At 61.8% G+C, this 26,528-nt stretch carries 22 protein-coding genes and 1 pseudogene; 14 read left to right on the top strand and 9 right to left on the bottom strand.

Going from position 1 to position 26,528, the window contains the following annotated elements; genetic code table 11:
- Window positions 1-63: 63 nt before the first annotated feature.
- The 3 genes from QDT69_RS04495 to QDT69_RS04485 are packed head-to-tail and all read right to left on the bottom strand — an operon-like array spanning window position 64 to window position 3,199.
- Window positions 64-480, bottom strand: a complete 417-nt coding sequence (locus tag QDT69_RS04495; RefSeq protein ID WP_279705429.1) for a Zn-ribbon domain-containing OB-fold protein — start codon at window positions 478-480, stop codon at window positions 64-66.
- Window positions 480-1,661, bottom strand: coding sequence for a thiolase (locus tag QDT69_RS04490; RefSeq protein ID WP_279705427.1), 1,182 nt, complete (start codon window positions 1,659-1,661; stop codon window positions 480-482). The genes QDT69_RS04495 and QDT69_RS04490 overlap by 1 nt, the downstream gene beginning before the upstream one ends.
- On the bottom strand, window positions 1,658-3,199 hold the full coding sequence (locus tag QDT69_RS04485) for a class I adenylate-forming enzyme family protein (RefSeq protein ID WP_279705426.1): 1,542 nt from the start codon (window positions 3,197-3,199) through the stop codon (window positions 1,658-1,660). The genes QDT69_RS04490 and QDT69_RS04485 overlap by 4 nt, the downstream gene beginning before the upstream one ends.
- 131 nt (window positions 3,200-3,330) lie before the next feature.
- Here QDT69_RS04485 and QDT69_RS04480 point away from each other — a divergent pair, with 131 nt between their 5' ends.
- Window positions 3,331-4,140, top strand: a complete 810-nt coding sequence (locus QDT69_RS04480; protein ID WP_279705425.1) for an enoyl-CoA hydratase/isomerase family protein — start codon at window positions 3,331-3,333, stop codon at window positions 4,138-4,140.
- A gap of 72 nt (window positions 4,141-4,212) precedes the next feature.
- Here the strand turns inward: QDT69_RS04480 and QDT69_RS04475 are convergent, their stop codons facing one another.
- Entirely contained in the window at window positions 4,213-6,159 is a 1,947-nt protein-coding gene (locus tag QDT69_RS04475) for an AMP-binding protein (protein WP_279705424.1), read from the bottom strand.
- 68 nt (window positions 6,160-6,227) lie between these two features.
- On the opposite strand from QDT69_RS04475, the gene QDT69_RS04470 reads away from it, so the two are divergent.
- Complete coding sequence (locus QDT69_RS04470; RefSeq protein WP_279705423.1) at window positions 6,228-7,040, top strand: enoyl-CoA hydratase/isomerase family protein; 813 nt, start codon at window positions 6,228-6,230, stop codon at window positions 7,038-7,040.
- Window positions 7,041-7,088: 48 nt separating this feature from the next.
- On the opposite strand, the gene QDT69_RS04465 is transcribed toward QDT69_RS04470, so the two are convergent.
- Window positions 7,089-7,799, bottom strand: a complete 711-nt coding sequence (locus tag QDT69_RS04465) for a TetR/AcrR family transcriptional regulator (RefSeq protein ID WP_279705422.1) — start codon at window positions 7,797-7,799, stop codon at window positions 7,089-7,091.
- 1,670 nt (window positions 7,800-9,469) lie between these two features.
- Here QDT69_RS04465 and QDT69_RS04460 point away from each other — a divergent pair.
- Together QDT69_RS04460 and QDT69_RS04455 are read left to right on the top strand one after the other, a co-directional pair.
- Window positions 9,470-9,678 (top strand): annotated as a pseudogene (locus QDT69_RS04460) (cold-shock protein).
- 231 nt (window positions 9,679-9,909) lie between these two features.
- Window positions 9,910-10,149, top strand: a complete 240-nt coding sequence (locus QDT69_RS04455) for a hypothetical protein (protein ID WP_279705421.1) — start codon at window positions 9,910-9,912, stop codon at window positions 10,147-10,149.
- A gap of 987 nt (window positions 10,150-11,136) precedes the next feature.
- Here the strand turns inward: QDT69_RS04455 and QDT69_RS04450 are convergent.
- On the bottom strand, window positions 11,137-11,454 hold the full coding sequence (locus QDT69_RS04450) for an aminotransferase class III-fold pyridoxal phosphate-dependent enzyme (protein WP_279705700.1): 318 nt from the start codon (window positions 11,452-11,454) through the stop codon (window positions 11,137-11,139).
- Window positions 11,455-12,544: 1,090 nt separating this feature from the next.
- Between QDT69_RS04450 and QDT69_RS04445 the strand changes: the two genes are divergently transcribed.
- The 8 genes from QDT69_RS04445 (at window position 12,545) to QDT69_RS04410 (ending at window position 20,199) form a co-directional block, all read left to right on the top strand.
- Window positions 12,545-12,772: a hypothetical protein gene (locus QDT69_RS04445; RefSeq protein WP_279705420.1), complete on the top strand. Its 228-nt coding sequence runs from the start codon at window positions 12,545-12,547 to the stop codon at window positions 12,770-12,772.
- A 59-nt stretch (window positions 12,773-12,831) separates the two neighbouring features.
- Window positions 12,832-14,298, top strand: a complete 1,467-nt coding sequence (locus tag QDT69_RS04440) for a D-aminoacylase (RefSeq protein ID WP_279705419.1) — start codon at window positions 12,832-12,834, stop codon at window positions 14,296-14,298.
- 45 nt (window positions 14,299-14,343) lie between these two features.
- On the top strand, window positions 14,344-15,573 hold the full coding sequence (locus tag QDT69_RS04435) for a Xaa-Pro peptidase family protein (protein WP_279705418.1): 1,230 nt from the start codon (window positions 14,344-14,346) through the stop codon (window positions 15,571-15,573).
- A complete protein-coding gene (locus QDT69_RS04430; protein WP_279705417.1) occupies window positions 15,573-16,736 on the top strand; it encodes a DSD1 family PLP-dependent enzyme in 1,164 nt (387 codons plus the stop codon). Before QDT69_RS04435 ends, QDT69_RS04430 begins: the two co-directional genes overlap by 1 nt.
- 114 nt (window positions 16,737-16,850) lie before the next feature.
- A complete protein-coding gene (locus QDT69_RS04425) occupies window positions 16,851-17,153 on the top strand; it encodes a helix-turn-helix transcriptional regulator (protein WP_193399652.1) in 303 nt (100 codons plus the stop codon).
- A 209-nt stretch (window positions 17,154-17,362) separates the two neighbouring features.
- Window positions 17,363-18,355: a transporter gene (locus tag QDT69_RS04420; RefSeq protein ID WP_279705414.1), complete on the top strand. Its 993-nt coding sequence runs from the start codon at window positions 17,363-17,365 to the stop codon at window positions 18,353-18,355.
- Between the two features lie 74 nt (window positions 18,356-18,429).
- Complete coding sequence (locus tag QDT69_RS04415) at window positions 18,430-18,873, top strand: cupin domain-containing protein (protein ID WP_050421277.1); 444 nt, start codon at window positions 18,430-18,432, stop codon at window positions 18,871-18,873.
- A gap of 96 nt (window positions 18,874-18,969) precedes the next feature.
- Window positions 18,970-20,199, top strand: coding sequence for an MFS transporter (locus tag QDT69_RS04410; RefSeq protein ID WP_279705413.1), 1,230 nt, complete (start codon window positions 18,970-18,972; stop codon window positions 20,197-20,199).
- Between the two features lie 13 nt (window positions 20,200-20,212).
- Here the strand turns inward: QDT69_RS04410 and QDT69_RS04405 are convergent, their stop codons facing one another.
- The 3 genes from QDT69_RS04405 to QDT69_RS04395 form a co-directional block, all read right to left on the bottom strand.
- Window positions 20,213-21,712: a carboxylesterase family protein gene (locus QDT69_RS04405; RefSeq protein ID WP_279705412.1), complete on the bottom strand. Its 1,500-nt coding sequence runs from the start codon at window positions 21,710-21,712 to the stop codon at window positions 20,213-20,215.
- Window positions 21,709-22,299, bottom strand: coding sequence for a MarR family transcriptional regulator (locus tag QDT69_RS04400; RefSeq protein ID WP_279705411.1), 591 nt, complete (start codon window positions 22,297-22,299; stop codon window positions 21,709-21,711). Before QDT69_RS04400 ends, QDT69_RS04405 begins: the two co-directional genes overlap by 4 nt.
- A 264-nt stretch (window positions 22,300-22,563) precedes the next feature.
- Window positions 22,564-24,288, bottom strand: coding sequence for an amidohydrolase family protein (locus QDT69_RS04395; protein WP_279705410.1), 1,725 nt, complete (start codon window positions 24,286-24,288; stop codon window positions 22,564-22,566).
- Window positions 24,289-24,428: 140 nt separating this feature from the next.
- Here QDT69_RS04395 and QDT69_RS04390 point away from each other — a divergent pair, with 140 nt between their 5' ends.
- Both QDT69_RS04390 and QDT69_RS04385 read left to right on the top strand, forming a co-directional pair.
- Entirely contained in the window at window positions 24,429-25,172 is a 744-nt protein-coding gene (locus QDT69_RS04390; RefSeq protein WP_279705409.1) for a helix-turn-helix transcriptional regulator, read from the top strand.
- A gap of 93 nt (window positions 25,173-25,265) precedes the next feature.
- Window positions 25,266-26,498: a nitrilase-related carbon-nitrogen hydrolase gene (locus QDT69_RS04385; protein ID WP_128970754.1), complete on the top strand. Its 1,233-nt coding sequence runs from the start codon at window positions 25,266-25,268 to the stop codon at window positions 26,496-26,498.
- Window positions 26,499-26,528 lie beyond the last annotated feature (30 nt).

Here is a 26,528-nt window from a genome sequence, read left to right as displayed (position 1 = left end):
CCAAAATCTAACAGTTGTTAGAATCGATCGCGCGGCGATGCAAGAGGAACTCATGCGCGCCTCTCAAGCCTTCCTGAATCGCGGCAGGGTGATGTGGTCGGAGACCTGGTCGAAGGCAAGCTCGACATCCATGTCGAACGTGACGTCCTTCGGGTCGCTGCCTATGAGAGTGCTGATCATGCGTGGCCCTTCCGCGAGCTCGACGAGCAACACAGCGTAGGGCACGTCTGCCTTGAATGCCGGGCCCGGAGCCCGGTGGACCACACTGAAGGAGTGAACCTTGCCGCGGCCGGTTGCCGGCCTGTGCTCGAGCTCATCGCTGCCGCATTCGCGGCAAGTGGCCTGCTGGTAGTATTGCACGTGGTGGCATTGGCGGCAGTGCTGCAGTAGAAGCTTGCCGTGTTGCAGGCCGCGCCAGAACGCGGCCGTGTCGGCATCCGGCGCGGGCAGGGGCTTTCGGGTGGAGTCTTCCGAGACCATCACAGCGCTCCCCGTGTGCCCAGAATGGTCGTGGCGTTGGTGGCGAAACCAGCGCCAAGGCTGTGCACCAGCCCCAGGTGTGCGCCCTCGACCTGCCGTTCGCCACATTGGCCGCGCAACTGCGCGATCACTTCATGGAAGTGGAACAGTGAGCCCGGCATTCCCGAATGCGCGAATGATAGCAAGCCGCCATGGGTGTTGGAGGGAATTCGGCCGCCATAGCTCATCTGCCCGTCGGCGACGAACGGTCCACCTTCCCCCTTCCGGCAGAAGCCGAGGTCTTCGAGCATCATGATCACCGTGCCTGTGAAGCAATCGTAGATGCCGGCGACGTTCATGTCGGTTGGTCGGTAGCCGGCCATCGCATAGGCTCGCTGGCTGGATTCGACGGCGCCGGTCGTGGTGAGGGACGGCATCAGGAAGATGTGCTCATGGGTGTAGCACTCGCCGCAGCCGAGAATATAGACCGGCTTCTCGATCCCGAGCGCCTGCGCATGCTCGGCCGAGGTGAGGACAAACGCCGCACCGCCGTCCGAGATCAGCGAGCAGTCGAGCTTGCGATAAGGCGTCGTGACCATCGGCGAATTCAGCACGTCCGCGGTGGTGATCGGCGTCGTCTGCTGCGCGCCGGGGGTCCGCGCCGCGTGACGCCTGTGCACGACTGCGACCTCCGCCAGTTGCTCGGGCGTGGTGCCGAACTCCTTCATGTGCCGATAGGCCGTCATCGCGAAGGTGTTGGCGACGGGGACGCCGAACGGCATTTCGTATTGCTGATCCCGGCTTTCGGTCAGCGAACGCAGCGCGAGATCCGGCGTCAGCCCGGTCATGAGGCTGTCGGCCGCGACCACCAGCACCACCTTGGCGAGGCCGCCGTGAATGGCGGCCGCGCCGACACTGAACATCGTCGCCGCCGTCGCGCCGGACACCTGCAGCGTATTGGAGAAAGTCGGTCGAATTCCGAAATATTCGCTGAAGGCAACGCTGAAGCGGTGGAACGGGGAGGCGAAAGCGTGGCTCGACAGCACGCCATCCACCTCGCTCTGTTGCAGCCCAGCGTCCGCGAGTGCATTCCTGGCGGCCTCGGCGGCAAGCGAGAGCGGGCTGCGGCCCGGGACCTTGCCGACCGCCGATAGTCCGATGCCGATGACGGCGACCTTCCCGCGAAGACTGGTGTCGCTCATGTGGAAGCCTTCAAAAGCCGTTCGAGTTCGTGGCGCTGGACCTTGCCGCTGGTGGAGCGCGGGAATTCTGCAAATGCGATGAAGCGGAATTCGCGTGGCCGTTTGTAGCCGGCCAGCTCGCGGCGGCACAGTTCGGCGAGCTCAGCCTCCGTCAGTTGGGCATTGTCGCGGCACGCGACAAAGGCAACCGGAGCCTCGCCCCATCTGGCGTCAGCGGCGCGCACGACTGCGACTTCTGTGATCCGATCGTCGCTCAGCAGCACACGTTCGATCTCGGCGGGATAGATGTTCTCGCCGCCCGACTTGATCATGTATTTGGCGCGATCGACGAAATCGAGCGATCCGTCCGGGTTGCGCCTGAACACGTCGCCCATGTGAAACCAGCCGCCGCGGAAGTCGTGCGCATTGGTCTCGTCTGCCTTCCAATAGCCGGAAAATAGCGTCGGGCTGCGGATGGCCAATTCGCCGGGTTCGCCGGGAGCGACCTCGTTGTTGGAGGTGTCCACCAGCTTGATCTCGCAGAATGCGTTCTGTCGCTTGGACAGGCTGGCCGGCACTTCACCGAGCGGGATCAGCGCCCGCGTCGCCGGTGGCAGGCCGGTTTCGGTCGAGCCGAAGCTGTTGAGATAAGGAGCGCGGAGCAGTTCGGTGACCGCGGCAATGGCGTGCGGGGGCACAAGGTCCGCCATAGCCCCGCACACACGCACGCCCTTCACCTTCGCGCGCTGCGTCTTCAGGCCGTCGATAAACGCCTCCACCATGCCTGGGATCAGGACCAGCCAGCCAATGTCGTGTTGGGATACGGCTGTCAGCAGCGGTTCCAACTGGAATCCGTCGATCACGATCACGGTTCCGCCACGCAGCAAGGTCGCAAGTGCGTGGTCGGTCGACGCCATGTGGAACAGCGGCGTCCATGCCACGAACGTGTCGTGCGGCGCTATGCGAAGCTCGGAGGAAAAGACCAGCGCGCGCATCACCATCGCGCGGTGCGAGATGACGGCGCCTTTCGGCAGGCCGGTCGTGCCGCTGGTGTAGAGAATGACGAGTCCGTCTTCCGGCTGTGCCACACACGGGGCCGCGCGCCCGTCCTGCCGTACGAGTTCGCTTTCATATTCCGGCCCGATCTCCAGGATCGGATTCGCCCTGGCGGCGGGCGGGAGGTTTGCTGCGAGATCAGCTTCGACCAAGAGCAGCTTGGGCGACACCAGCTCAATACAGTAGGTGAGCTCGCGCTCGGCCAGCCGCCAGTTCAGGCACGCAGTGATGATCCCGAGGTTGGCCGCTGCCAGCTCGATTTCGAGGTATTCCGGTCGGTTACGCGACAGCAGGCCGAGCCGGTCGCCCCGCTGGAGGCCCCGCGCGGCGAGCACGGCAGTCAGGCGACGGACCCGGTCGAGCAGCTCGCCATAGGTCACGCGCCGGCCGCGGTGTTCAATTGCAAGTCTGTCGGCATGAAGTTCGGCGCAGGCCTGAAACAGCGTACCGACGGTTCCGATGTCGGATCCGGCGCCTATCTGAGTACTGAACTCGGTTGCCATGACGTTTCCTCGAGTGCTGTCTTTCGACATTCTTGTCCCAAACCGGCGCTTGCGCCGGCGGATTACAAATTCTAACATCTGTTAGAAATAATTGGTAGCGCTTCTTAGGCGCCAACAGCGGGAAGATCAACATGTCCAATCGATACGCCGCCTACACCAGGCTGAAGCTCGACTATCCGGCGGAACGGATTCTTCGGGTCACCTTCGATCGCCCCGAAACCTACAATTCCGTCGACGCCGAGACCCATACGCAGCTCACCCACATCTGGCGCGACATCGACAACGATCCCGATATCAACGCCGTGATCGTCACGGGGGCCGGAAAGGCATTCTCGGCCGGCGGCGACTTCGAACTGATCAAGGGGCTGTTCGACAATCCGGCGGCACGGATGGCGACCTGGAAAGAGGCAAAGGACCTCGTCTACAACGTCATCAACTGCAACAAGCCGATCATCTCGGCCATCAATGGCGTTGCCGTGGGAGCCGGTCTCGTGGTCGGCATCCTCGCGGACGTGTCGATTTGTGGCAAATCCGCGCGGATCGTCGACGGTCACACGCGGCTCGGTGTCGCGGCAGGCGACGTCGCCTGCATCATCTGGCCGCTGCTCTGTGGCCTCGCGAAGGCAAAGTACTATCTGCTCACATGCAAGCCGCTGTCCGGTGAGGAAGCCGAGCGGATCGGCCTGGTTTCGCTGTGTGTCGATGATGCCGAACTGCAGAAGATCGCACTTGAAACGGCGCAGGATCTCGCCACCGGCGCACAGAGCGCGATCCGTTGGACCAAATATGCGTTGAACAATTGGCTTCGCGTCAACGGGCCGCTGTTCGATACCTCGACTGCGCTCGAGATCCTGGGCTTTGCCGGCAACGAAGCGCGCGAAGGGCTGGCCTCTCACCTCGAGAAGCGCAAGCCCGCGTTTCCGAAGGATTGCCCGATCTAGGATCGACTGGTCCTCGTCAAGGCAACTGACTTGGCCGGTTGCCTTGACGCTTGGATGAATTGGGGCCGGCTGCTACGCCTTGAGCTTCCGTCGGATGTGCTCGATGGCCTCCGGGTTGGCGAGCGCCGACAGATCGCCGGGGTCCTTGTCCTCGAAGACGGCGCGGAGCACGCGGCGCATGATCTTCATGTTGCGCGTCCTTGGCAGGTCGTCGACCAGCAACACCCGCTCGGGGCGGTATGATGTGCCCATTCCGTGCACCAGCGCTTGGGACAATTCTTCGGAGAGCGCGCGGGAATCCTGCGTGGGGGCGGCCGGCACGCAGGCGCACACGATCGCGGAGCCTTTCACCGGGTGGGAGACGCTGAAGACCGCAGCTTCCGCAACCTTGGCGGTCGCGGTCAGTATTCCCTCGAGCTCCGCAGGGCCGACGCGCTTGCCCGAGATCTTGATCGTGTCGTCGGAGCGGCCGAGAATGTAGTAGAGGCCGTCCTCGCCACGCATGGCAAAGTCGCCATGCACCCAGATGCCCGGGATCGTTTTCCAGTAACTCTCGAGATAGCGCTGGTCGGCCTTCCACAAGCTCTTGGTCAACCCGATCGATGCATGACGCAGGACCAGTTCGCCGACCTCGCCGTCGGGGACGCGGTGACCCGCCACGTCGACGATATCTGCGCCGACCCCGAGCGCCGGCCGGGAGAACGAACACGGATTCATCGGATGGTTCGGCGTGCCGGTGAAGATGCAGCCGCCGACTTCCGTGCCACCGGAAATATTGATGATCGGGATATTCGACTTGCAGACATGCTCGAAGAACCATCGCCACGGCGTCTCCGTCCAGGCCTCGCCGCCCGACGCCGTTATCCGCAGGCTCGAGAGGTCGTATTGCTCGACCTCCTCGCCATACCGCATCATGCCGCGCACGATGGTCGGTGAGACACCGAGATAGGTGACCTTGTGCTCGGCGATCAGGCGCCAGAAGCGCCCCGTATCGGGATAGTCGGGGGTCCCCTCGGCGACCAGCAGTCGGCCGCCGGCGAAGCTCGGAATGCAGGCGCACATCGCGCCTACCATCCATCCCATATCGCTGAAGAAGAAAAACAGGTCCGTTGGCTTGAAGTCGCCGCAGATGATCATATCCCGCGTGACCATTGAGCCGATGAAGCTGATGTGTGTCCACACACAGCCCTTCGGCTCACCGGTCGTGCCTGACGTGTAGAGAAGGATGGCGGGGTCTTCCGCGTCCATTTCGGCCGTCGGAAGCTCTGCTCCGTCCTGGGCGATCTCGTTCCACCAGTGGTCGCGTCCCGCCTGCATCGGCGTGTCGATGCCGAGCCCGCCGCGGTCGGCCACGATCACATGCTGGACGCTCGGTGCGGTTTCGAGTGCCTCGTCGAGCACCGATTTCAGCGGACCCGGCGTGCCGCGACGCCAGGTGCCGTTCGCGGTGATCACGGCCTTCGCTTCACCGTGGTTGAGCCGCGACCGGATCGGGTCGGGGCCGAAGCCGGAGAACAGCGGCATCACGATCGCGCCGATCTTCAGGATCGCGAAGAAGGCCACGAAGGTTTCGGGCAGGTTCGGCATGTAGATGGCGACGACATCGCCCTTGCCGATTCCGAGCTTGCGCAGGCCGGAGGCTAGCCGCTCGACGGCGGAAGCGAACTCGGCATAGCTCAGTCGTCGCTGCTCGCGCCTGTCTTCGCCTTCCCAGACCAGAAACGTCTTGTCCCAGGCTTCAGTTCCGCGGTGCTTGTCGATGCAATTGAGGACGATGTTGGTGGTCCCGCCAACGCACCAGCGCGCCCATGGCTCGCCTCGTGCAAGATCAAGGATCTTCTCGGGCTGGCGATAGAAGCGGACGTCGCAGAACTTGAACACTTCCTGCATGAGCCAGGCCGGATCGGCATCGGCCCTGGCCGCCAGCGCGTCGTAATCCGGCTGCCCCGTGGCGCGAAGAAACGCGCTCAGGTTGCTCTTCTCCACCAGTTCCGCGGGGGGCGTCCAGAGATACGCCATTGGTTTTCTCCTGCTTCAAGAGCTGCGCCATCTTCTTGCATTTGGCTAGCGGCGATGTATTCTAACAAATGTTAGAATTCAAGAAAGAAGAAATCGTGGCTGACAAAGAGCAGGTCCGCTATTCGGTCGAAGGCGGCATCGCGACCGTGACCATCGACCGCCCCGAACGCAAGAACGGGCTCTCGGTCGAGGCGATGAACGGCCTGACCGACGCGTGGAGCAAGGCCGAAGCCGATCCCTCCGTCCGCGTGATTATCCTGACGTCCGCAGACTGCGGCGTATTCTGCGCGGGGCTGGACCTGAAGCAGGCTGCTGAGATCCGGGCGAGGGACGGGGTGGATATCCTCACGCGGATGCGCGATCCGATGCAGAACGCGATGCGGACGGTCTCGAAGCCGATCATTGCGGCCATGACCGGATCATTGATGGCTGGCGGAATGATGCTTGCGCTGAAGTGTGACCTGAGGGTCGGCTTGCGCGGCGCGCGTGCCGGGATAACCGAGGTGAAGATGGGGCGCGGGTCTCCGTGGGCGGTACCGATGCTTTGGATGCTACCGCAGCCGCTGCTGATGGAGATGGTTCTCACCGGCGAGACCGTGCCGATCGAACGGCTGGCCGAGCACGGTTTCCTCAACTCGCTCGAAGATACCCCACAGGCCGTCCGCGAACGTGCGAATGAACTGGCGCGGATGATCGTCGCGGGCGCGCCGTTGTCGGTCAAGGCGGCCAAGGCCAGCGTCCTTGCGGCGATGGATTTGGGGCTTGCTCGGGGCCTCGTCGAGGCCGAGCGACTGCATGTGGAGGCCTATGCCAGCCTCGATGCGATAGAAGGGCCGAAGGCGTTCGCGGAGAAGCGCAAGCCGGTCTGGCAAGGCAGATAGAAGAAGGCAGATAGAAGAAGGCAGATAGAAGAAGGCAGATAGAAGGGGTCAGGGCTTGCTGACGCCTTCGAAGATCAGCAGCTCCGTACGTTCGGCCAATTCAAGCACCGCGTCCCTGTTTTCCAGCCTGAACCACTCGATCGTCCAGTTCAGGGCACCGATCACGAACATGCGCAACGGCACCACCTCCATGTCGGCCCGGATCTCGCCGGCGCGTCGCGCATCGATGAACAATTGGTCCCAATATTCGGCGTAGGCTCGCCGCAGCGGCCGATGCGGCTTCTTCAGGTGCTCCGGCAATTGCCCGTAGATGCGGATGTTGGCCGAGGTGAAGTCGCTGGTCTCGAGCAGGGCGACAAGATGAGCCTCGATCGCGAGGCCGATCCTGCGCCGGTGCGACACCTTGCCGGCTCGTTCGACAGCGTTCTTCACGCTCTCGAAGACGTGACGAAGGCCGCGGTCCAGCACCTCATTGAGGATCTCCTCCTTGGAATCGAAGTGGTAGTAGATGCTTCCGGCCTTGATTTTCGCCTTCGCGGCGATCTGGCGCAGCGTCGTGGCCGAAAATCCCTGACGGCGAAATAGCTGCGCCGCGGACTTCAGAATCAGGTCTCGAGACCGTTCCGACTTCAGCTGTGCGGGGGCGTCCTCCACCTCGGTATTGCGTTTATTCGCAACCGAAGTGGCCTTGGAGCGACGCGCCGCCGCCCCAGGACGGGACCCGTCACGAGAACGCGTGGATGACCGAATTGCCCTCATTCCTGCCTGAAGCTCGTTATCGAAAGTTTGCTGTGCCGGCCTGTGTTGGCGATGAATCCCGTTGCCGCTCGAGGCAGATTTGGCAGATCGTCTACATATTTCAATGATGGACAGATTCCTAGAGGGCGATCGCGAGCAGGCCTTACCGGCACACACCTCAGCCCTTTCCAAGGGCTCGTTGTCGTCATCGACGGGGCGACACGAAACATCGCGGGCCGATCCGGCCGAGCAGGGCACCGGCACCCCGATGGATGCTGATCAGCAGAGGGATCCCGAGTGGAGCGACGCAGGCTTTTGGGGTCTGGATGCGACAGAAGCCGCTTCTGATGGGTTGGGGCCTTCGCGTCATCTGGCTGCCAAGTCCGTCCAATTTGGCCTTGCGGGCCCCTTAGGATGTGAGGCGGGGGCAGCGGCGCCGTCGAGGTCGCGGACCTGAGCGCAACAGGTCGCTACCGAACGTAACGCCGTGGCCGACAGCTAGCTAGCGAGCTCGTGTTGATAGCGCCTCTCAATGTTGACGGTATCAGGCGGAAATCGAGAGAAGCGAAGCGGTGGCCGTTCACACCGAGCGGACGTCTACTTCGTCGGTTGACTCCGATAGTTGCCGAAGCAGCGATTCCTCCGAGCGAAACAGATTTACCTGTGAATTCAAGACCGAAAAATTGGGCCGGGTATACCTTCGGGATTTTGCCGCCGGCTTTGAGGATTTGTACTTGCAAATCAACGCGGAGACGGCGTCATAGATGATTGAGTGGGAGTAGTGGGACCGGCTGGAATGGCGCAGTTTGGAGTAGCTTTGTCTACTTATTCTCAGCTCCTTCGCATTGAGTATTTATCGATGTGGTGAGCTTGGCTTATCGCAGCAGAAGTGCCACATCCATTGTACCGTTAATGACAGAGCATCGCAGCGTGCTCGATCGTAAAGAAGGGCCAAGTGCTTAAGGCTAGCTGGGCATCGGCGGGTTTTGGCGCGAAGCGGACATTCGGCTCGATGCGCATGCCTCGGAAGGGCCAACAGCGGAAGTCAGTTACTGGCCGGGAATGAAAATGCCACCAACTGAAGGCTGCCTCAATGCAGCTTGTGGGCTAGTTTTCTGATGATCTCGCGAAGCTTGGCGGCGTCATCCTCGATGACGCGCCGCGCCTCGTCCAAGCGAGACGGCTTGGCTCCTATCCTCAGAGGGTTTGCTGGAATCGCGCACGGCCCGATAGTAGGTCTGCCCCGGAAGCCGATATTGTTTGAGATAGATCAAGAGAGAGGCCGCCAACAGCTCAGGTTAAGAGATGCGCGCAATACCCCTCACTGTTTGCGCGGGCAGCTCCTCTGCTGCATCTGAACGGTGCGGATACATTCGACGCGTTGGGCTAGTTCGTCGTAGCTGTGTGCGACCTTGCGCTGCGCGTCCTTTTGCCTATGGCTCGGCATTGTCCGCTTTGGTCCGAAACTCCTCCGCTCGCATCGGCCAATATCTGACGCGCCGCTGGCTTTCTTCTTGAAGTCTGTCCACACTAGTGTATTGTCTCAAGCATCGATACTGGCCGAACAACTGTTCCGCTTTCGCCTCAGATCCTGACGGCGCGCACGTTTCAGACATTCTCCATCATCGACTAACCGGACGGCAGGCGGCGACTCGCGCGCCAGGTCCTGCGCGCATAACAAGGGAAACCTGATGAACACCGGTACAGTGAAGTGGTTTAATACCCAAAAGGGCTTCGGCTTTATCCAGCATCCAACGGCACCAACGACGTCTTTGTTCACATCAGCGCGGTCGAACGCGCCGGTATGGGAACTCTGACGGAAGGTCAGACGCTATCTTACGACGTCGTCGCAGACCGTCGTGCTGGCAAGTCTGCTGCCGAAAATCTTCGTGCTGCTTAACTAAGAGCACGACAGACCTGTCGCTCTAGCCACGGATGTACTGGCAGAGCTTGTGGTCCTGCCCCGCTCCCGAGTTATCGGGGCGGGGTTTTTCATTCGAGCAGGTAGAAATCGAAAAAGCGGCTGTCGCTGCGGCTTCCTTGGACGGTTGCGCCTGTAGCCGATGACTACGCCAGCATGTTCACTAGCCGCATCGGGAACGTGATTCCTCACTGCAAAGCAGGAGACTCAATGAGCATCGTTAAACGTCACCTAGCCGAGCAAGAAGAACGCTTAGTCCTGATCGAGGAAATCTGTATCGATACAGGAGCGCTTGTCTTGGACACTGCCACAGACGAAGTCTACTTCTCCGCGGACGAAGCGGCTTACAAGAACGCATACGTCATGGTATTCCAAGCCTGGGCGAAGGGCACGATCAAGGGCACCGCGGAACAGATATTCGAGGCCACAAAATCCATTCTCGAAGACTAAGCAAGACCGCCGATAGACCCGAAAACGCGAGAAAGCAAATATGCCATACGCTTATAAGCTAAATGAAGAGGTTCGGCACCACGCTCAAGGTCCCCAAGGACGCGCCGCAACTGAACTGCCAAGGATCTACACAATCGTACAGTGCATGCCGATAGAGTCCGATGGACGCGTAAGATATCGCATCAAGTCCACGTCCGAGAACATTGAACGTGTCGTTACGGAAGATCAGCTTTCTTATTTTCACTGATCTCCGCATCCCGAAGCGCTCATCAGACAGTGCCCGGAGCAGCAGGAGGAAAAATGTCAGACCGGCGCGAGCTATACCGGAGCCCAAGCGGGGACGCTTGGTTCATCGCACGCGAGCCCACAAATGGCTACGCTTTCGTCATCCACCAGCCCAATGCGCCCTCTGGTGGCCGGCTATCTCACATCGAACTGGGCGAGTTCTTGCGTGACGGAAAGGGACCCGAACAGCAAGCATTGTTGCGATTGATCGGAACGCTGGTCGAGGTCCCGCCGTTTGCGTAGGATCCTTACACTCTTCGATCATAGCCAACTCTGACGGCCCACTCTTCAAGGCTGCCGCCGAATTGAAAGCGAGCTTTGTAGGTCGACACGTTGGGCTAAGGGTCGCGGAATCGTCCACGGGTCACAAGCGTTCAGCACCATGCTTGCCGCGAGAGAGTCTCGGCCGCCCGCGAGAATAGCGCTTGGTTGAGGGAGCTGGAATAGTACAAGTGAGTCCAGATCTTCAGCGCACGCCAGAAGCACCGAACGCACGCCTGAAGGGGTCATTCAGTGACTTCGCGTAACCCTGTGACCGGAGCCAAGCGATCCGACGCTCTCCATTCATCCAATCGTCAATTTCGGCTTTGCTCCTGAAGCCCGTAATCTCTCGCGCTTCTGCGCCCGGGTAGCACTCGCCGCAACCGAAAATGTAGACCGGCGTTGTGCTCTGCCGACGAAGACCAGCAATCCGCGAGAGCGTCAGTCAATCGAATTTTCCTTTAGCGCTTGATCGAGCGCCTCGACCAGCAGATCGCCATGCTCCATGCCGAATGTCAGGGGCGGACGAATCTTCAGCACATTTGCGCCGGGACCTGCCGTGCTGATCAGAACATGCCGTCTGCGCATTGCATTGACCAGTTTCGTCGTCTCACCCGCGGCGGCCGAGCCGCCGCGGCGGAGCTCGACACCGATGAAGAGACCAGCACCTCGAACCTCCGCCACGAGTTCATGCCGCGCGCGGAGCGCGGTGAGCCGCTCGCGCAAATAAGTGCCGGTGCGCCTGGCGTTCTCGACCAGGCTTTTTAATGCCCTAGCCTAGCGCTAAGGACGCGTCGCGCCATTCATATCGCGGGATGTTCGGTATCGTGCTTTTCATCCCATCGTTGGCGCCACATATTCCGCGCCGGTCCGAGCAATGCTGGTCGGCCAGCGTGTCGTGATTGAATCATCCTATCAACTGGATGTTGCGCCTCGAGGGACAAGGCTTGCTACCGGACGGCGAGAGATAGTGGACAAAGGCAAGTTTCGGCGCACTGCCAGGACGCCGAATTCCAAGGTAGTTGTCCTTCGACAAAGAAACAGGGATACCGCAATAACGGGTGTCGCGATGTGGCGGGTCCGAGACTTGACGCCCCGATCGACCGTCAGAGTATCAATGCTCCCGATCTGTGCGGCGACGTGTGCACCGGGAGATCAAGAAAAATCTCATGACAGCCAACGTGAACAGGCCTTTCGAACTAGGATAGAGCCGCGTCAGGTTGGCGGACGTGCACGACAAAAATTCCCGAGGGGAGGGGCTAGGCGAGTGCCGTCGAGCAGTCTCAGTTGTCGGAGGTGGAAAGCGCCACCTCTTTACCGCGCATTCGCGCAGCCCCGCTGATCCAACTAAGAACGAAAATCTCTCGCAGAGTGGGTTGGCAGCGCTCCCGCGCTACTTCTTCCCAACGTCCCTACACCAGGCGAAAAGGCCCTCGCCGGCGCGCGTTGTGTTAGCTGAGAACATCACCGGGGGCCCGGCGTCTCGCCGTAATGGAGTTGAAGAACTGCGCGAGAAGCCCTCAGCGGTCTGCTCCCGGCTTGGTCGTCTGATCGTCGCGGTCGGGGTGATGAAGACGAACGTACACGCCGACAACGGGTATTTTTCCTGCAGGAGACGCACCGCCTCCGCTGCCGAACCCGCAGTCACATGCACTTGGAGCACGCTCCGATCGGCCTCGTTCTGAAGGGCCACCACAACGGCCGGCATGAGGCTCCTGCCATTCCCCGGATAGGACTCCGGGTATCTCTTGAACAGCATGTGCCGTGCCAAATTCTATGTGCCGGATTGGGACCACCGGGATCCGCACAAATGGCGGGTACTCGAGCGCATCGCAATCGGTCCGGGCCAATGATCGGGATGGCCGCGCTCCCGGTCGCGACCGCTGAGCTCGTTGCTGATCTCGCGGCCACCAGCCGGGGCCTTGCCGCTCGGTATGTGGCTCAAATGAATATTGCAAATGCAATTAAAAATGGCTGCGAGAGTACCGTCGAAGCGGGTCGTTCAACGATTTTCGGAGAAAATTTGGGTGTTGTGATGCCGACTGCGCTGCCGCATGTCGTCGAACTCGGAATATAACTTGCAAATACAAGTAACAGCCGCTAGCATTTCTCAACGACTGGCCGCATGGGGGTGCAATGGCGACGACGGGCGAGACGGCGTGCGATTTGATCTTCCGCGAGGCGACTGTGATCGACGGCAGCGGCGCGCCGCGCTTTGTTGCCGACGTCGCGGTGAAGAGGGATCGGATCGCCGCCATTGGCGATTTCGCCGGCGTAACTGCGCACGAGGTAGTCGAGGCGCGTGGCCTTGTGCTGGCGCCGGGTTTCATCGACACCCACAGCCACGACGATGGTGCCGTGTTGGCGATGCCGGGCATGGAGATCAAGGTCTCCCAAGGCGTCACCAGCGTCGTGAACGGCAATTGCGGGGTCAGCCTCGCGCCGCTTGCCATCGATGGTCCGCCGCCGCCGCCGGTCTCGACCCTCGGGGGACCCGAGGACTTCGCGTTTCCGACCATGGCGGCCTATCTGGAGCGTCTCGCTGCGTGTCCGCCCGCGGTGAATACCGCAAGTTTGGTCGGACATTCGACGTTGCGAGTGGGGGCGATGAGCGACCTCAAGCGCGAAGCCAATGCCGAGGAACTGGAGGTGATGCGCGAGCGTCTGCGCGAGGCGATGGCGGCGGGCGCAATCGGCCTCTCCAGTGGCGTATTCTATCCGCCGAGCCAGGCCGCAACGATCGCGGAGACCGTAGAGCTCGCGCGCATCGCCGGGGAGGCGGGGGGCATCTATACGTCTCATGTCCGCGACGAGAGCGATGCCATAGTGCCATCGCTTCAGGAGGCCATCACGGTCGGCGCCGCCGCCGGCGCGCCGGTGGTGATCTCACACCACAAGGTTGCGGGTGTGAAGAATTTTGGCCGCTCACGGGAGACGTTGGCGCTGCTCGACAAAGCCAATGCGACGCACGAGGTTGGTTTCGACGCCTATCCGTACACCGCGGCGTCGAGCTGGCTGACGCCTGACTATCTGTGCCTATGCAGCCGCGTCACCGTGACATGGTCTAAGACCTATCCGGAGATGAAGGGGCGCGACATCGCCGCGATCGCGCGGGAATGGGGCTGCGACGACGAGGAGGCGGCGCGTCGGCTGCAGCCGGGCGGCGCAGTGTACTTCCTGATGGACGAGGCGGATGTGCGCCGCATCGTCTCCCATCCCCGTGCGATGATCGGGTCCGACGGCCTGCCCAACGATATGCATCCGCACCCGCGGCTGTGGGGCACGTTCCCGCGCGTGCTTGGCCACTACGTGCGCGACGAAAAGCTGTTCGGTCTCGAAGAGGCGATACGGCGCATGACGAGCCTGCCTGCGTCGACATTCGGCTTCGCCGAGCGCGGCCTGGTGAAGCATGGCGCCTTTGCCGACCTCGTGCTGTTCGATCCGGATATCGTGATCGATACAGCCACCTTCGAGCAGCCGGTCCAGGCCGCGCGCGGCATCGAACTTGTGCTGGTCAACGGCGTGCCGGTATGGCGCGACGGCGCGTCGACCGGCGCGCGCCCCGGCCGAGTGTTGCGGCGTCAATCGATGCGCGTGGCTTAGGGCGCGCATTGCGACGCCGGCGGGATTGATCAGAGGAGGACCGTGTTGGGTCGCGAATTCACCAAAATTGACATGAGCTTCGACCGGATTCCCTACGACTGGGAAAGCCGCAAGGCGTGGCTCGACATTCCGTTTCCGATCGAGGAATACGAAGCGCGCGTTGCCCGGGTTCGGCAGGCGATGCGACAGGCTGATCTCGATGTGCTCCTGATCCACGGCGGACCAGGCTGGCTCAACGGCGACGTGCGTTGGATCTCGAACTTTCTGTCGCAGATCGGCAATACCGTTGTTGTGTTGCCAAGCGACGGCTCGCTGATGCTGACGACTGATTCGATCCTGCACTCGGCGCCGATGCACTCCTTCGTGCATCAGACGTGGATCCGCGACGTTCGCCCTGGTCATCTGCCGGGAACGGTCAAGGATCCGGTCGGCATTGGTCGCCACGTCTGTGATGTCCTCGCCGAGCGCAAGCTGGACACCGCTCGCATAGGTCTTGTCGGCGAGCGGTTCTTTCCGGGCGTGATCCTGAATGAAATCCGCCAGCGTTTTCCCTCGGCAACATTTTCCTCGGGCTTGCTGCCATATTGGTCGGTGAAGCAGATCAAGTCGCAGCGCGAGATCGCCGTCATCGAGCAGGCCGGGCGGGCGACCGCCGCCGGTCTCGAGGCCGCGATGGATCTTGTACGGCCCGGCGTCACCGAGCTCGAATTGTCCGCCGCGGCGCACGGTGCCATGGCCGGGCTCGCGGATTGGGTGGGGCACTGTATGGTTGCCACCGGCCCGCGCTCGGGGCTCAAGCACCTCTATCCGACCGAGCGCAAGCTCGAGCACGGTGACATGGTGTTCCTCGACATGGGCGTGCATCTGCAGGGTTACTTCACCGACACCGCCCGCACCTTGTGTGCGGGCGTAGCTGGTGACCGGCAGCGTCGGGTGTTGCAGTGTGGTCTCGACATGTTCGAGGCCGTGGTCGCCGCAGCGAAGCCAGGCGTCGTGATCGCCGAATTGCAGGACATTGCCCAGGGCATCGCCGAGGACGCCGGCCTCGGCGAACACTATTGGCCGAGCGGCTTCGGCCATGGCATCGGCACCAACGTCGCCGAGTTGCCGAGCCTGCACTGGAAGAGCGATGCCGTGCTGCAAGCGGGGCAGGTGTTTGCGCTCGAGCCGATGATCGTGATCCATGGCTTCGGCTGCGGCGTAGTCGAAGACCAGGTCTTGATCACCGAGACCGGCGCCCGCTCGTTGACGCCGGCGAAGAAGAAGGTGTGGTGATGAGGAATTCTGGCTCGCCGCGCGACCCGCGGCAAAGCATCAATGCCGGTCTGATTGGCGTGCCGGGCGGCGCGCTGAAGCTCACGACTCCGGCGCTCGTCATCGATCTCGCTGCGATGCGCGAGAATCTCCGGCGCATGATGCGGCAATGCCGGGATGCCGGCATGGCTCTGCGGCCGCACGGCAAGACTCACAAGTGCAGTGCGATCGCGCGCGAGCAGATTGCGGCTGGTGCCGTCGGTATCTGCGCGACCACGGGGCGGGAGGCGATCGCCTACGCGCAAGCGCGCCTTCCCGGCCTCCTGGTCACGACGCCGATTGTTCAACGCGCCCATATTGAGACGCTGGCGGCACTGCATCGCACGGGGGCCGACATAACGCTGGTCTTCGACACCATCCAGAACATCACCGAATGGGAAGTCGCACTTACGGGCGCCGAGCGTGCGATGCCGGCCTTCGTCGATCTCGATCTCGGCATGGAGCGCACCGGCGTGGCTTCGGTTGCCGCCGCCGTCGAGCTTGCGCAACGGTTGCGCCAATCGTCGGCGCTAGCCTATGCCGGGCTGCAAGGCTATTCGGGCCGCGTGCAGCACATTCTCCCTTTCGCCGAACGCCGCCGGGTCTATCTCGGGCAGATTGAGCGGCTGCGGCACACGCTGGCGGCGCTCATGGCCGCCGGTCTTCAGCCGCCGGTCGTCAGTGGCGGCGGCACCGGCACCTTCGCCATCGACGTTGAGCACGGGCTCTACACCGAGAGCCAGGCCGGCTCTTATGCGCTCATGGATGTCGACTACGACGTAGTCGAACTGTTTCCCGACCGTGCCAACCCGTACCGCTTTGCATTGTACTTGCGCACCTCGGTGGTCAGCGCCAACCAGCCGCATCACGTCAGCATCAATGCGGGATTCAAGAGCCTGTCCACCGACGGGCCTTTGCCCCGGGTGCGGTCTGGGCACTGGCCGGGGGCGACCTACGATTTCTTTGGCGACGAGTTCGGTTTGATCGCTGTCGCAGAGCGTATCAAGCGTCCGGCGGTGGGCGACCTGGTGGATATCGAGGTCTCACACTGCGATCCGACCATCAACCTGCACGACTACGTCCATGTGCTCGACGGCGACACGGTCGTCGACATCTGGCCGGTGGACGCGCGCGGCGTGCTCTAGGCGCGACAAGGCTGGCGCCGTCCGGTCCCAACGGCGGATGCCCCCGCCGTGACCGCGGCGGCGCCACTCAGCGGGTGGTGCAGCACAGGCAGCATTCGACGGGGAGGTCGCACAATGATCGTCATCACGCGCCAGATTCGCGCGGCACGTTCGCTGTTGGGTTGGGAGCAGTACGAGCTCGCCGTCCAGTCCGGCGTCGCCATATCAACGGTGCGCCGGCTTGAGGGGTCGAAGCGCGCGGTCAATGTGCAATCCGACACGATCGAGAAGATCCGGCTCGCATGCGAGCGGGCCGGCATCGAGTTCATCGGCCTGCCGAATCCCGGTGTGCGTTTGCGTACCGGCGACCGAGCGCTGCCGGCCGACTTGCAGCAGGTGGTCATCTGCAGCTTCGCAATGCATGCAAGCGCGCTCTAACGGCACGCAGAACACGCGACGCGATGAATGCGAGATACAACGCGTGAGATCCCTGTCACCGCGCCGAAACACTCGATGATCAATGTCGATTCTAGAGATGTTTTATAATTGAAATAATTTCGTCGACCGCCTTTCATCGTCATGCGTGCTCGGCAGTGGCTGTCACTGACCACCTGCGGTAGCACGACTCAACAAAACGAGGAGGGCCAATGAGAGCAGTGAAGATCGGCATCGCCGTCGCGGGAGTCATTGCCGCGACGCCGGCGAGCGCCTACGAGTTCGGTTATTCAGGATACGCCTCGCTGCCAGGCGTCACTGTGGGAGGCGCGACCGCCGGTGCGCCGCCGCCGGGCGTCTACATGTTCAATCAGGTCGGTGTGACAGTCGCCAACATCGTTGGCCCAGGCGCGCCAAACATCAACGGCAACGCGACCCCGGTCCACGTCTCGGGCGCTGCCACCGGGCTGTTGTGGGTGCCGGGCTGGACGTTACTTGGGGCGACTTATGATGCGGTCATCGTGCAGCCGTGGTTTGCGGTCGATGTCGGCAATCCCGTCGATGCGCATCCCGTCGGCTTCCACAACACCTACTTCGTACCAGCCGAGCTGAGCTGGAAACTTGGCGACAGCGGTTTTTTCGCCAAGGCGGGCTTCGGCTTCAACGCGCCCAACGGCAACATCTCAGGCGCCAACGGTCTTGCCGGTATCGGCAATCCGTGGTGGACGTTCCAGCCAGAGTTCATTGTGTCCTATCTGAAGGATGGCTGGAACTTCACCGCCAACGTGTCGCGTGAGATCAACACCAAAAACTCAATCACCGACTATCACACCGGCGACATTGTGCATGCCGAGTTCACTGCCACCAAGGCGATCGATCGGTGGACGGTTGGCCCGGTTGCCTTCTATGTCGGGCAGGTGACCAACGATACGTCCAGTGCGTTCTACAAGGGCGCCATCAACTCCAACAGGTATGACGTCTGGGCCGTCGGGGGCCTGGTCGGCTACAACTTCGGCCCTGCCCAAATCACGGTGTGGGCGCTCGACCGGGTGTCCGCAACGACGTCGGGCGGAACGGCCGGCCCGCCGGGAGTGGATACCGCTGCGATCTCGAAAGGCTACACGGTTTACGGACAGCTCAGCTTCCGCCTGTGGGGGCCCGACGAGAGTGCCGCGCCGTCACGGTTGCCGCTCGTCCGCAAATAACCATCGTCCGGCGCATGCCGCGAACGATCGCGGCTGCGCCGGCACAATCCTGCTCATCACCCGAGGACATCAACATGCTTTCCGAGACATTTGGCATCACGCCGGGCAACGCCGGCCTCGACAACATTTCCTGGAACATCCTTGGCCAGACCTATGTGCCGAAGCAGTTCACGGACCGTTCATTCGCTTGGCATGCGACACTGCCGCCCGGGGCTTTCGTGCCACCGCACATTCATCCGACCCAGGACGAGTATCTGTATCTGCTGGAGGGGCGGCTCGATGTCCTGCTCAATGGCGCGGAGGCGGTTGCGGCGACCGGAGATGTTGTCCGCCTGCCCATGGGGCTTCCCCACGGCATCTTCAACAGGTCCTCCGGCGTCGCCAAGGTGCTGTTCTGGGTGTCTCCGTCGCGGCGCTTGTTCGATCTGTTCAAAGGCCTCCATAACCTCACCGATCCCGATGCGGTCGTGGCGCTATCAGCGCAGCACGAGGTCAATTTCCTCCCGCCTGCGTCGTGATGGCGGGCGAGGCATGCGGCTACCGAGATCACAAGGAGAGGAACGTTACCGATGAGAACCTTTCGGGCTGGCGACTGGGGTTTCCTGGCGCTCCTGATGCTGGCCTCCTGCCTCAATTTCCTCGATCGGCAGATCTTCTCGATCCTCATTCCGGCAATGAAGGCCGAATTGAATCTGTCAGATACCGAACTCGGCGCGCTGTCGGGGCTTGCCTTTGCGCTGTTCTATTCGGTGCTCGGCATGCCGATCGCGCGGCTTGCCGATCGCACTGATCGTGGCCGCGTGCTTGCGGCGGCTGTTGCATTGTGGAGTGCGATGACCATGCTGTGCGCAGCCGTATCCGGCTTCTGGCAACTTGCGCTCGCGCGCATGATGGTCGGTGTCGGCGAAGCGGGCGGCACGCCGCCCTCGCACGCGCTGCTTGCCGAGCGGTTCGCGCCCGAGCAGCGCTCGATGGCGATGTCGCTGGTGGCGCTTGGCGTGCCACTCGGCATCCTGTCGGGGTTATTGCTCGGCGGCTTCGCCGCCCAGGCCCTCGGGTGGCGCTGGGCCTTCGTTCTCGCCGGGCTGCCGGGCCTCGTGCTCTCGCCGCTACTGCTGTACTGCGTGCGTGATCGACGCCGCTTCGACGGACGGTGGGGCGGGGCCGACACGGACGTCGGGGTCGTCTGTACCTTGCGTGCCCTTTGGTCGATAGCAAGTTACCGCTACCTGTTGGTGGGGGCGGTTCTGTTTGCGCTCTCCAGCTATGGCCTTACGCAGTGGCTGCCTTCGTTCCTCGTGCGCAGCCACGGCTTCGACATTCGCGGCGCGGGCCTTGTGCTTGCTCTGCTGCTTGGTGTCGTCGGCGGCCTCGGGACATTCAGCGGCGGTCTCGTCGCGGATCGGCTGGTGAAATTCGACCGGCGTTGGGCGTTTTGGTGTCCGGCCGTGTCGATCGTCCTGTTTGCACCGTGTCTCGTCGCCGCGATGCTGGCGAGCTCAACGTCGGCCTTTCTGCTGATCGCGGCCATTCCAGTCTTCCTGAACTTCACGACGATTGGCCCGACCTACGCGATGGTGCAGCAGTTCGCTGCGCCTCAGCAACGCGCGATCGCCGCGGCCTTCACCCTGCTTGTGATCAACCTGTTCGGGCTTGGCGTTGGCCCGCTCGCAGTCGGTCTGATCGCAGACCTGCTGTCGCCCAAGGGCGAAACAGACGCGCTGCGTCATGCGATCATCATCGTTTCCGCCGGAGGCGGCCTGCTCTCGGGCGTCGCCTTTCTCAAAGCGGGACGTTTGCTCGGGCGTGGCGAGGCGGGCATGGCGGCGCTGCAACGCGCGTAACGCCCACGCGCCGCTATGGTTGTTTGCCCGTGCGCCGCTGTCGCAATAGGTCGAACACGGTCGACCTCGGGTAGGGGCCAACGTCGGGACGTTCGCCGAAATGCATCACTGAGGTATGCTCGTCGAACGAAGGCCAGTGCAGAGCGGCGCCGCCATTGGGGTCGCCGGCGCGGGCGAAATTGATCCAGTAATCCTGCATCGACTGCGATAGCGCCGCGTCGGTGGCGTCGTAACCGCCGTCGCCTTGCGGCAGGCCGAACACGTAAGGGATTTCGTAGGTGTGATTGGCGCGTCGGTCCGCGGCGCGATTTTTCGGCGCCACCCGGCGGAAGTGGTAGACGTAGCACCGCCGTCCCAGCGCGCGCAGCTGCGCGGCCATTTGATAGGCGCGCTCGACGAAGAAGAAGTCAGCGAGCAGGTTGCGCATACCTTCGCGGGCGCCGGCACGGGTAAGCGGTGAGGTCTCGCGAAATACCTTGCGGGCGCCCAGCCCGAGCACTCCGAGCGACATGCCGAAATACTTCATCCGCTCCGCGCCGAAGGCGTTGGCGAAGAAAATACCCTCGTTGGCATTGGTACCGAGCAGCACTGGCACTTCGGCGATACCGGCCGAGATATCGCTGGTGTCACTGCGCGGCAGCAGCGCGGTCGGCGTCGGCCACCAGCGCAGACCGCGCTCAGTCTCGCGGAACTTGAATGCCATGGTTTCGATCAGCTTGCTGCCGGGCATGTCCCGCATCTCGGCCAGGGAACGGGCTCCGAGCGCCTTTTGATACGCGAGACCTACGCGCAGCTTCGTTTCCAGTGTCGGCTCTGCAGCCTCGCCGAGCGCCGACGATCCGAATCCGCCGCTCTGCAAGATGGCACGGTGGAACAGCCCACGGCCCGCCGGCATCTCCATCAGACAGCGTACCGCTGCGGCGCCGGCGGACTCGCCGAAGATCGTGACATTGCCGGGATCGCCGCCGAATGAAGCGATATTGGTCTTGACCCAGCGCAGCGCGCCGAGCTGGTCGAGCAGGCCATAGTTGTTGGTAGCTCCGGCAAGGTCAGCCGCCGCGAGCTCCGGGTGGGCGAGAAAGCCGAGCGGTCCGAGCCGGTAGTTGAGCGTGACCAGCACGACGCCGCGCGCTGCAAACTGCGTGCCGTCATACCCGCTTTCGCTTCCCGAGCCGCTGAAGAAGCCCCCGCCGTGGATCCAGACCATCACCGGCGTGGCGGCTCGCGGCCGCGCTGGCGCCCAAACGTTGAGATAGAGGCAGTCTTCGCTGGTTGTGGAGGCACGCTCCGGCGAAATGGTTAGCTCCTGCGGCAGCGCCGGCTGCAGGCTTGCGGAGCCAAAGGCGCCGGCGTCACGCACGCCGGTCCATGGGTCGACCGGTTGCGGTGCGAGCCACCGTCGCACGCCGATAGGCGCCTGTGCGTAGGGAATGCCAAGGAACGAACGCACGGCGCCTTGATGCAGCCCGCGGAGCGCGCCCGTGGGAGTTTCGACAACACTCAAGTCCATCATTCGACCACCAGGAGTGCCCCGGCTTCCTCGTCCACCTCGCTGAGGTCGGTGGCGCGTGCAAGGCCACGATGGATTGTTCCGAGACCGAGGCACATCAGCTGCGCCGCGCCCTCGGGCAGGTCCTGGCAGGCGATCCGATTGACGCGGTCGGCGATTGGCCAGAGTTTGTCGAACAGTTCTCTACCTTTCTTCGACAGGCTCAGGCGCATAATGCGCATGTCCTGGTGGTCGGCGGTGCGTTCGATCCAGCCGGCGCGGATCATCTGCTCCATGGAGCGCGAAAGCGTGGTCGGATCGATGGTGGCGTATTCGGCGACCTCGGTCATCGTGATTCCCGGTCGCACTTGCACCGCGAGAACGACGCGCCATTCGGGCACTCGCACGCCGAGAGGCCGGAACTCGCGGGCCAGCAACCGATCGCGCCGACCCATGATCTGGGTGATCCAGAAAAAAACGTGACTATGTGCAACCGGCGCCGGCGGCGATTGCGGCTGGCCGTCGTCGAGTCCATTAAGTGGCGGTAGCGCGTCGATTGCGCTCGCAGCATCGGCTGCGGGCAGGCGACGAACCGATTTTTCCCTTGGCATCCCGCCGTCCCCGTCTTGTTCAGTCTCAAGATCGGAAGATGGCAAATATAACTTGCAAATGCAATAAAAATGCTAACTCTGCTGGTCGCTGCCTTTTTGATCATGTCATCGAGATACTCCGAAAAGCCGGCGCGCAGATCATGCATGTGCTGCGATCGAAGTCCCGTGATCTTCGGTTGTCATGGCGATATAACTTGTGATCACAAGAAAGTTGCCCATGCCGTTCGGGAATCCTCGATATCTCGGCAATGGAAGTACGACTTGCTACCTCGTCTTGCCGGCTGCGAAGACCGTTTGTCCGCCGACGATTGTTCTGAGCACCTGGATTTTAGGCAAGTTGTCGACCGGCACTTCAAACGGATCTTCGTCCATGATGGCGAAATCAGCATGGCTATCCACTTCGATCGAACCGATGCCATCCCATCCGAGAACCTCGGCGGCGTCCTTGGTGAACATCCCGATCGCTTCGGCGCGGCTGATCGGCTGGGTGCGGTGCAGGTTCTTTCTACCGGATCCGGCAAGCTCGCAGGTCTCGGCGAGCTGGATCTGTTCCAACACGCTCTTGGGGCCCCAATCAGTTCCGCCGCCGACCTTGATTCCATGATCGAGCAGGCGCCGGAGCGGAACCAGATCGTTCAGAGCATGCTCGCCGATCCGCTCGCAATACAGATCTCCCTTGCCCCAGTGAAATCCCTTGCTGGTGGTGCAGCACATTCCGTATTTCGACATGTTGCGGGCGCTGTTTTCGTTCACCAGGATGGCATGCTGGACGATCCATCGCTTCAGGGCCACGGCTTCCTGTACGCCGAGCTTGTTGATGGTGCTGAAGAAGTCATCGAAATCCGGCGGGGTCGCCAGCAGCGCGCTCAGCCGCACGCCTGTTTCGGCGCAATAGCGCACGACCGTCTCTTCCACGCGGCGGGGCAGAAATTCCAGCCCATAGGTCTCGCCGCCGAACGGAGCCTTAATCGGCTCATACATGCGGAGGAAGCCAGGATTGCAGGGGCCCGTTCGACACAGCAGAACTCCCTCGATTCGCAACCAATCGTCGGTGAGCGTCGTCGATGCCCGCATGAAGTCGATCAGATCGCGGATCTGCGTGTCCGAGGGCTGGAAGTGAACGTTGAAGGCCTGGTCGGCAACGTCGAGTCCGGCGAGGACGCGGCATGTCAGCTTGCCGTCCCGACGGAGCGCCTGGTACGCGGCGAGTTGGTCGGGAGTCATCGCGTGAATCTCGAAAATGCTGGTCACGCCGATGCTATTCATCTCCGCCATTCCGGCCTGTGCGGCCACCGGCCAGAGCGCGGGCGGTGGCGGCGGGAGCTTGCTCAGGATCTGAAGCCACAACGGATCGCGCGTGTAATAGTTCGTGACGGCGCCCCGGAGAATCCCGGTCACACGATCTTCGGAATCTCGATCGATCCAGACGTCGCACACGCGTCTCGGAAGCACTTCGGAAATGCCGAGCTGACCAAGCGCCAAGCTGTTGAATGCGACCATGTTCGGCTGTTTGGGCGCATAGGCCTGAATGAACACCGGATGCTTGTCGGTCGCCTGGTCGAGCTGCCAACGGTTGGGAAGCGTACCTTCGGGCAGGTCGCGGTAGGACCGGCGGATGTAATAGTGAGCTTCGCCGACCGGCGTGCAGAAGATCCATTCTCCGGGCGGAGTCGACGCCGCGCAAGCTCTTATTCGCGCGATGATATCGTCGTGGGACTGCGCATCGCTCAGATCGACTGCGGCGATCGTCAGGGCCGCGAAATGCATGGCATGCGGGTGGGTATCGATGAACCCCGGCAGAATTGTCGCCCCCTCAACATCGATACGATCAATGTTGGGCTTCGCCACCTTCTCCAGATCGGCAAGTGTGCCGACGGCCGCTACTTTTCCGTCGCGGACGAAGATGGCTTCCTGGGGCGGCGTCCGAAAATCACAGGTCTGGACCCGCCCGCCATGCATCAGGAATGTGTTTGAATGATTATTCGACATGTTGTCCTCCGTTTCCGAAGTCTCGGGCGAACGAGACGTTTTGACGAAACTGCCGGAGCGCCACATGGTTGCCAATCGTCCTTCGGAGTGACGATTGTGCGGTACGAGCGTGCTTTGACGATTGGATGCGGGGGAGGGGAATGATCATGACCTTTGGGGATGTGAACAGGCGCGCGTCATCGGGAATAACGGAGGAGGCCCACGTCGCCTCGCAGCTCGGCTCAGTTCGTGTGCTCGCTGAAGCGTTGACTTTCTTCGAGCGAACGCTGCCAATTTCGAGCAGTTGTTTCTATTGGATTAATGCGGAGTCCCATGCTGTCCACCTGCAGTTACGTGAGCTGGACGCAGTTTGGCTCAACGCGTATCGAGAGGAATTTCACCGCTACGATCCGCTGCATCCGCGCCGCTGGCGCGCCGATTGCGGGCGCGTGACGAGCTTCGATGGAACGTTGAGAACCACCAACTGCGATATCAGGAACTACATCGACAACTTTCTGCTGCCGCAAAATACCCCGTACCAGGCGGAGATTTATTTCTGGCAGCGTGATCGCATGATTGCCGGCATTTCGCTGCTACGAACCAGCGATCTCGGCGCTTTCGGGGCCGACGAAATCCAGTTTATCCAATCGGTCCTGCCACTCGTCGATCTCTCGTTTTCCCTGTTGCCGGAGGCCGCGCTGCCAGACAGCATCGTTCAGAAGCTGACGCAGCGTGAGGCAGAAATCGTGACAATGGTGGCGGCCGGCGGCAGCAACAAGCTGATCTGCCGCAAGCTTGGGATTGAGCTTCCTACCGTGAAAACTCATCTGAAGAGAATCTTTCAGAAGGCCGGCGTTGGCTCGCGCACCGAACTGATCAACAAGCTCTACCTGGCCAGTCACTGATCTCGATCCGGCCGCTTTCGATGTCATCCTTGCGGGTGATGTCTTGCCTGTCAACTTGTCGCTAATCTTCACCTGAAAAGGGTTGAGGCTACGATGACAGGTACTGCGGATTGCATAGGCGATAGCGTGGTCACGACTACGGAGGCACCCCGTCGCCCTGTGCCGCCCTATCTCGCGGTGGGATTGTCGACCATCGTGACAGGCATCGGCGCACGCCGTCACATCAGGCGAAATTTGGAAACCATTGAAGAAGCCATTCACGCGGCGATTTCGGTCTGTGGGATCAATATGCCAGTGAAGCTCATCGCACTTGCGGAAGGAGCGCTGACAGGCTTCACCGACGAGATCTTCGACGTCCCTCATGTTACGGCCGCCCAAGATCTCTTCATCGACATTCCGGGTGAGGAAACCGAGCATCTGGCCCGTCTCGCCCGACACTACGGGGTCTACATCATTGCGCAGTGCAAGGCGCGGTGGCCCGAAATCATGCGCGACCGCTTCTTCAATACCCTGTTCGTGATTTCGACGGCGGGGTTGGTGATCCATAAGGCAGCAAAGAACCATGTGTGGTGCCGTGAGCGAAGCTGCACTCCGCATGACGTCTACGACCGCTGGGTCGAGCATTTCGGAAATGGCCTCGACGCGTTTTTTCCCGTGCTTCGGACGTCGGACATCGGCAATATCGGCACCATCTGCTGTTCGGATGGTGAATATCCCGAAGCCGTACGGGCGCTTACATTCAACGGGGCGGAAGTCGTTTACCGTCCGTCGGAAGCGATGCCGATGACCGGAAGCGGTTATCCCGGTGGCGGCTCCTGGATGATCCAGAATCGCGCCCATGCCGAGTTCAATTCGGTCTTTATGCTGTGTCCCAATATCGGCCCCGTCTATTTAAGTCCAAGCTCGCAGCACCCGATTGATATTGCGGGCGGCAACAGTCACATCGTCGATTATCGCGGCAACATCCTTTCGTATTCCGCGTCCTCGGCGAACACGATGACCTGCGCGGTTATCGACGTCGAGGCGCTACGGCAGTTTCGGGCGATGAACCTGAACAGCAACTGGTTGAAGGACCTGAGGACCGAGCTGTTCCGCAAGATGTACGACCGTCCGATTCATCCCTTGAACCTCTGGATGTCGGAGGACCCGGTGCATCATGCGGCGGTCGACGACATCTATCGCCGCAATATTGAGACGTTGTATCGCGATGGCGTCTGGGAGCGGCCTGCGGTCCAGCACGGTGGTGCAGCTTACCAGTCGAGTGATTCTTCGCCTCCTTGGGAGGCATGGGATAGAGCGAAGTCCTTATGGCTGCCCTGGAACTGATCCGTTTGGCGTTTGTTGGGAGCATTTTCG

It is taken from the genome of Bradyrhizobium sp. CER78, assembly GCF_029846235.1.
Classification (GTDB): domain Bacteria; phylum Pseudomonadota; class Alphaproteobacteria; order Rhizobiales; family Xanthobacteraceae; genus Bradyrhizobium.
The sequence above is the reverse complement of the archived record's forward strand: the minus strand, read 5'-3'. Positions and strand labels throughout refer to the sequence as shown.

Coding starts and splice junctions, on each gene's coding strand:
- QDT69_RS04495 (WP_279705429.1), bottom strand. CDS start 480: ATGGTCTCGGAAGACTCCACCCGAAAGCCCCTGCCCGCGCCGGATGCC.
- QDT69_RS04490 (WP_279705427.1), bottom strand. CDS start 1,661: ATGAGCGACACCAGTCTTCGCGGGAAGGTCGCCGTCATCGGCATCGGA.
- QDT69_RS04485 (WP_279705426.1), bottom strand. CDS start 3,199: ATGGCAACCGAGTTCAGTACTCAGATAGGCGCCGGATCCGACATCGGA.
- QDT69_RS04480 (WP_279705425.1), top strand. CDS start 3,331: ATGTCCAATCGATACGCCGCCTACACCAGGCTGAAGCTCGACTATCCG.
- QDT69_RS04475 (WP_279705424.1), bottom strand. CDS start 6,159: ATGGCGTATCTCTGGACGCCCCCCGCGGAACTGGTGGAGAAGAGCAAC.
- QDT69_RS04470 (WP_279705423.1), top strand. CDS start 6,228: ATGTTAGAATTCAAGAAAGAAGAAATCGTGGCTGACAAAGAGCAGGTC.
- QDT69_RS04465 (WP_279705422.1), bottom strand. CDS start 7,799: ATGAGGGCAATTCGGTCATCCACGCGTTCTCGTGACGGGTCCCGTCCT.
- QDT69_RS04455 (WP_279705421.1), top strand. CDS start 9,910: ATGAGCATCGTTAAACGTCACCTAGCCGAGCAAGAAGAACGCTTAGTC.
- QDT69_RS04445 (WP_279705420.1), top strand. CDS start 12,545: ATGATCGGGATGGCCGCGCTCCCGGTCGCGACCGCTGAGCTCGTTGCT.
- QDT69_RS04440 (WP_279705419.1), top strand. CDS start 12,832: ATGGCGACGACGGGCGAGACGGCGTGCGATTTGATCTTCCGCGAGGCG.
- QDT69_RS04430 (WP_279705417.1), top strand. CDS start 15,573: ATGAGGAATTCTGGCTCGCCGCGCGACCCGCGGCAAAGCATCAATGCC.
- QDT69_RS04425 (WP_193399652.1), top strand. CDS start 16,851: ATGATCGTCATCACGCGCCAGATTCGCGCGGCACGTTCGCTGTTGGGT.
- QDT69_RS04420 (WP_279705414.1), top strand. CDS start 17,363: ATGAGAGCAGTGAAGATCGGCATCGCCGTCGCGGGAGTCATTGCCGCG.
- QDT69_RS04415 (WP_050421277.1), top strand. CDS start 18,430: ATGCTTTCCGAGACATTTGGCATCACGCCGGGCAACGCCGGCCTCGAC.
- QDT69_RS04410 (WP_279705413.1), top strand. CDS start 18,970: ATGCTGGCCTCCTGCCTCAATTTCCTCGATCGGCAGATCTTCTCGATC.
- QDT69_RS04405 (WP_279705412.1), bottom strand. CDS start 21,712: ATGATGGACTTGAGTGTTGTCGAAACTCCCACGGGCGCGCTCCGCGGG.
- QDT69_RS04400 (WP_279705411.1), bottom strand. CDS start 22,299: ATGCCAAGGGAAAAATCGGTTCGTCGCCTGCCCGCAGCCGATGCTGCG.
- QDT69_RS04395 (WP_279705410.1), bottom strand. CDS start 24,288: ATGTCGAATAATCATTCAAACACATTCCTGATGCATGGCGGGCGGGTC.
- QDT69_RS04390 (WP_279705409.1), top strand. CDS start 24,429: ATGATCATGACCTTTGGGGATGTGAACAGGCGCGCGTCATCGGGAATA.
- QDT69_RS04385 (WP_128970754.1), top strand. CDS start 25,266: ATGACAGGTACTGCGGATTGCATAGGCGATAGCGTGGTCACGACTACG.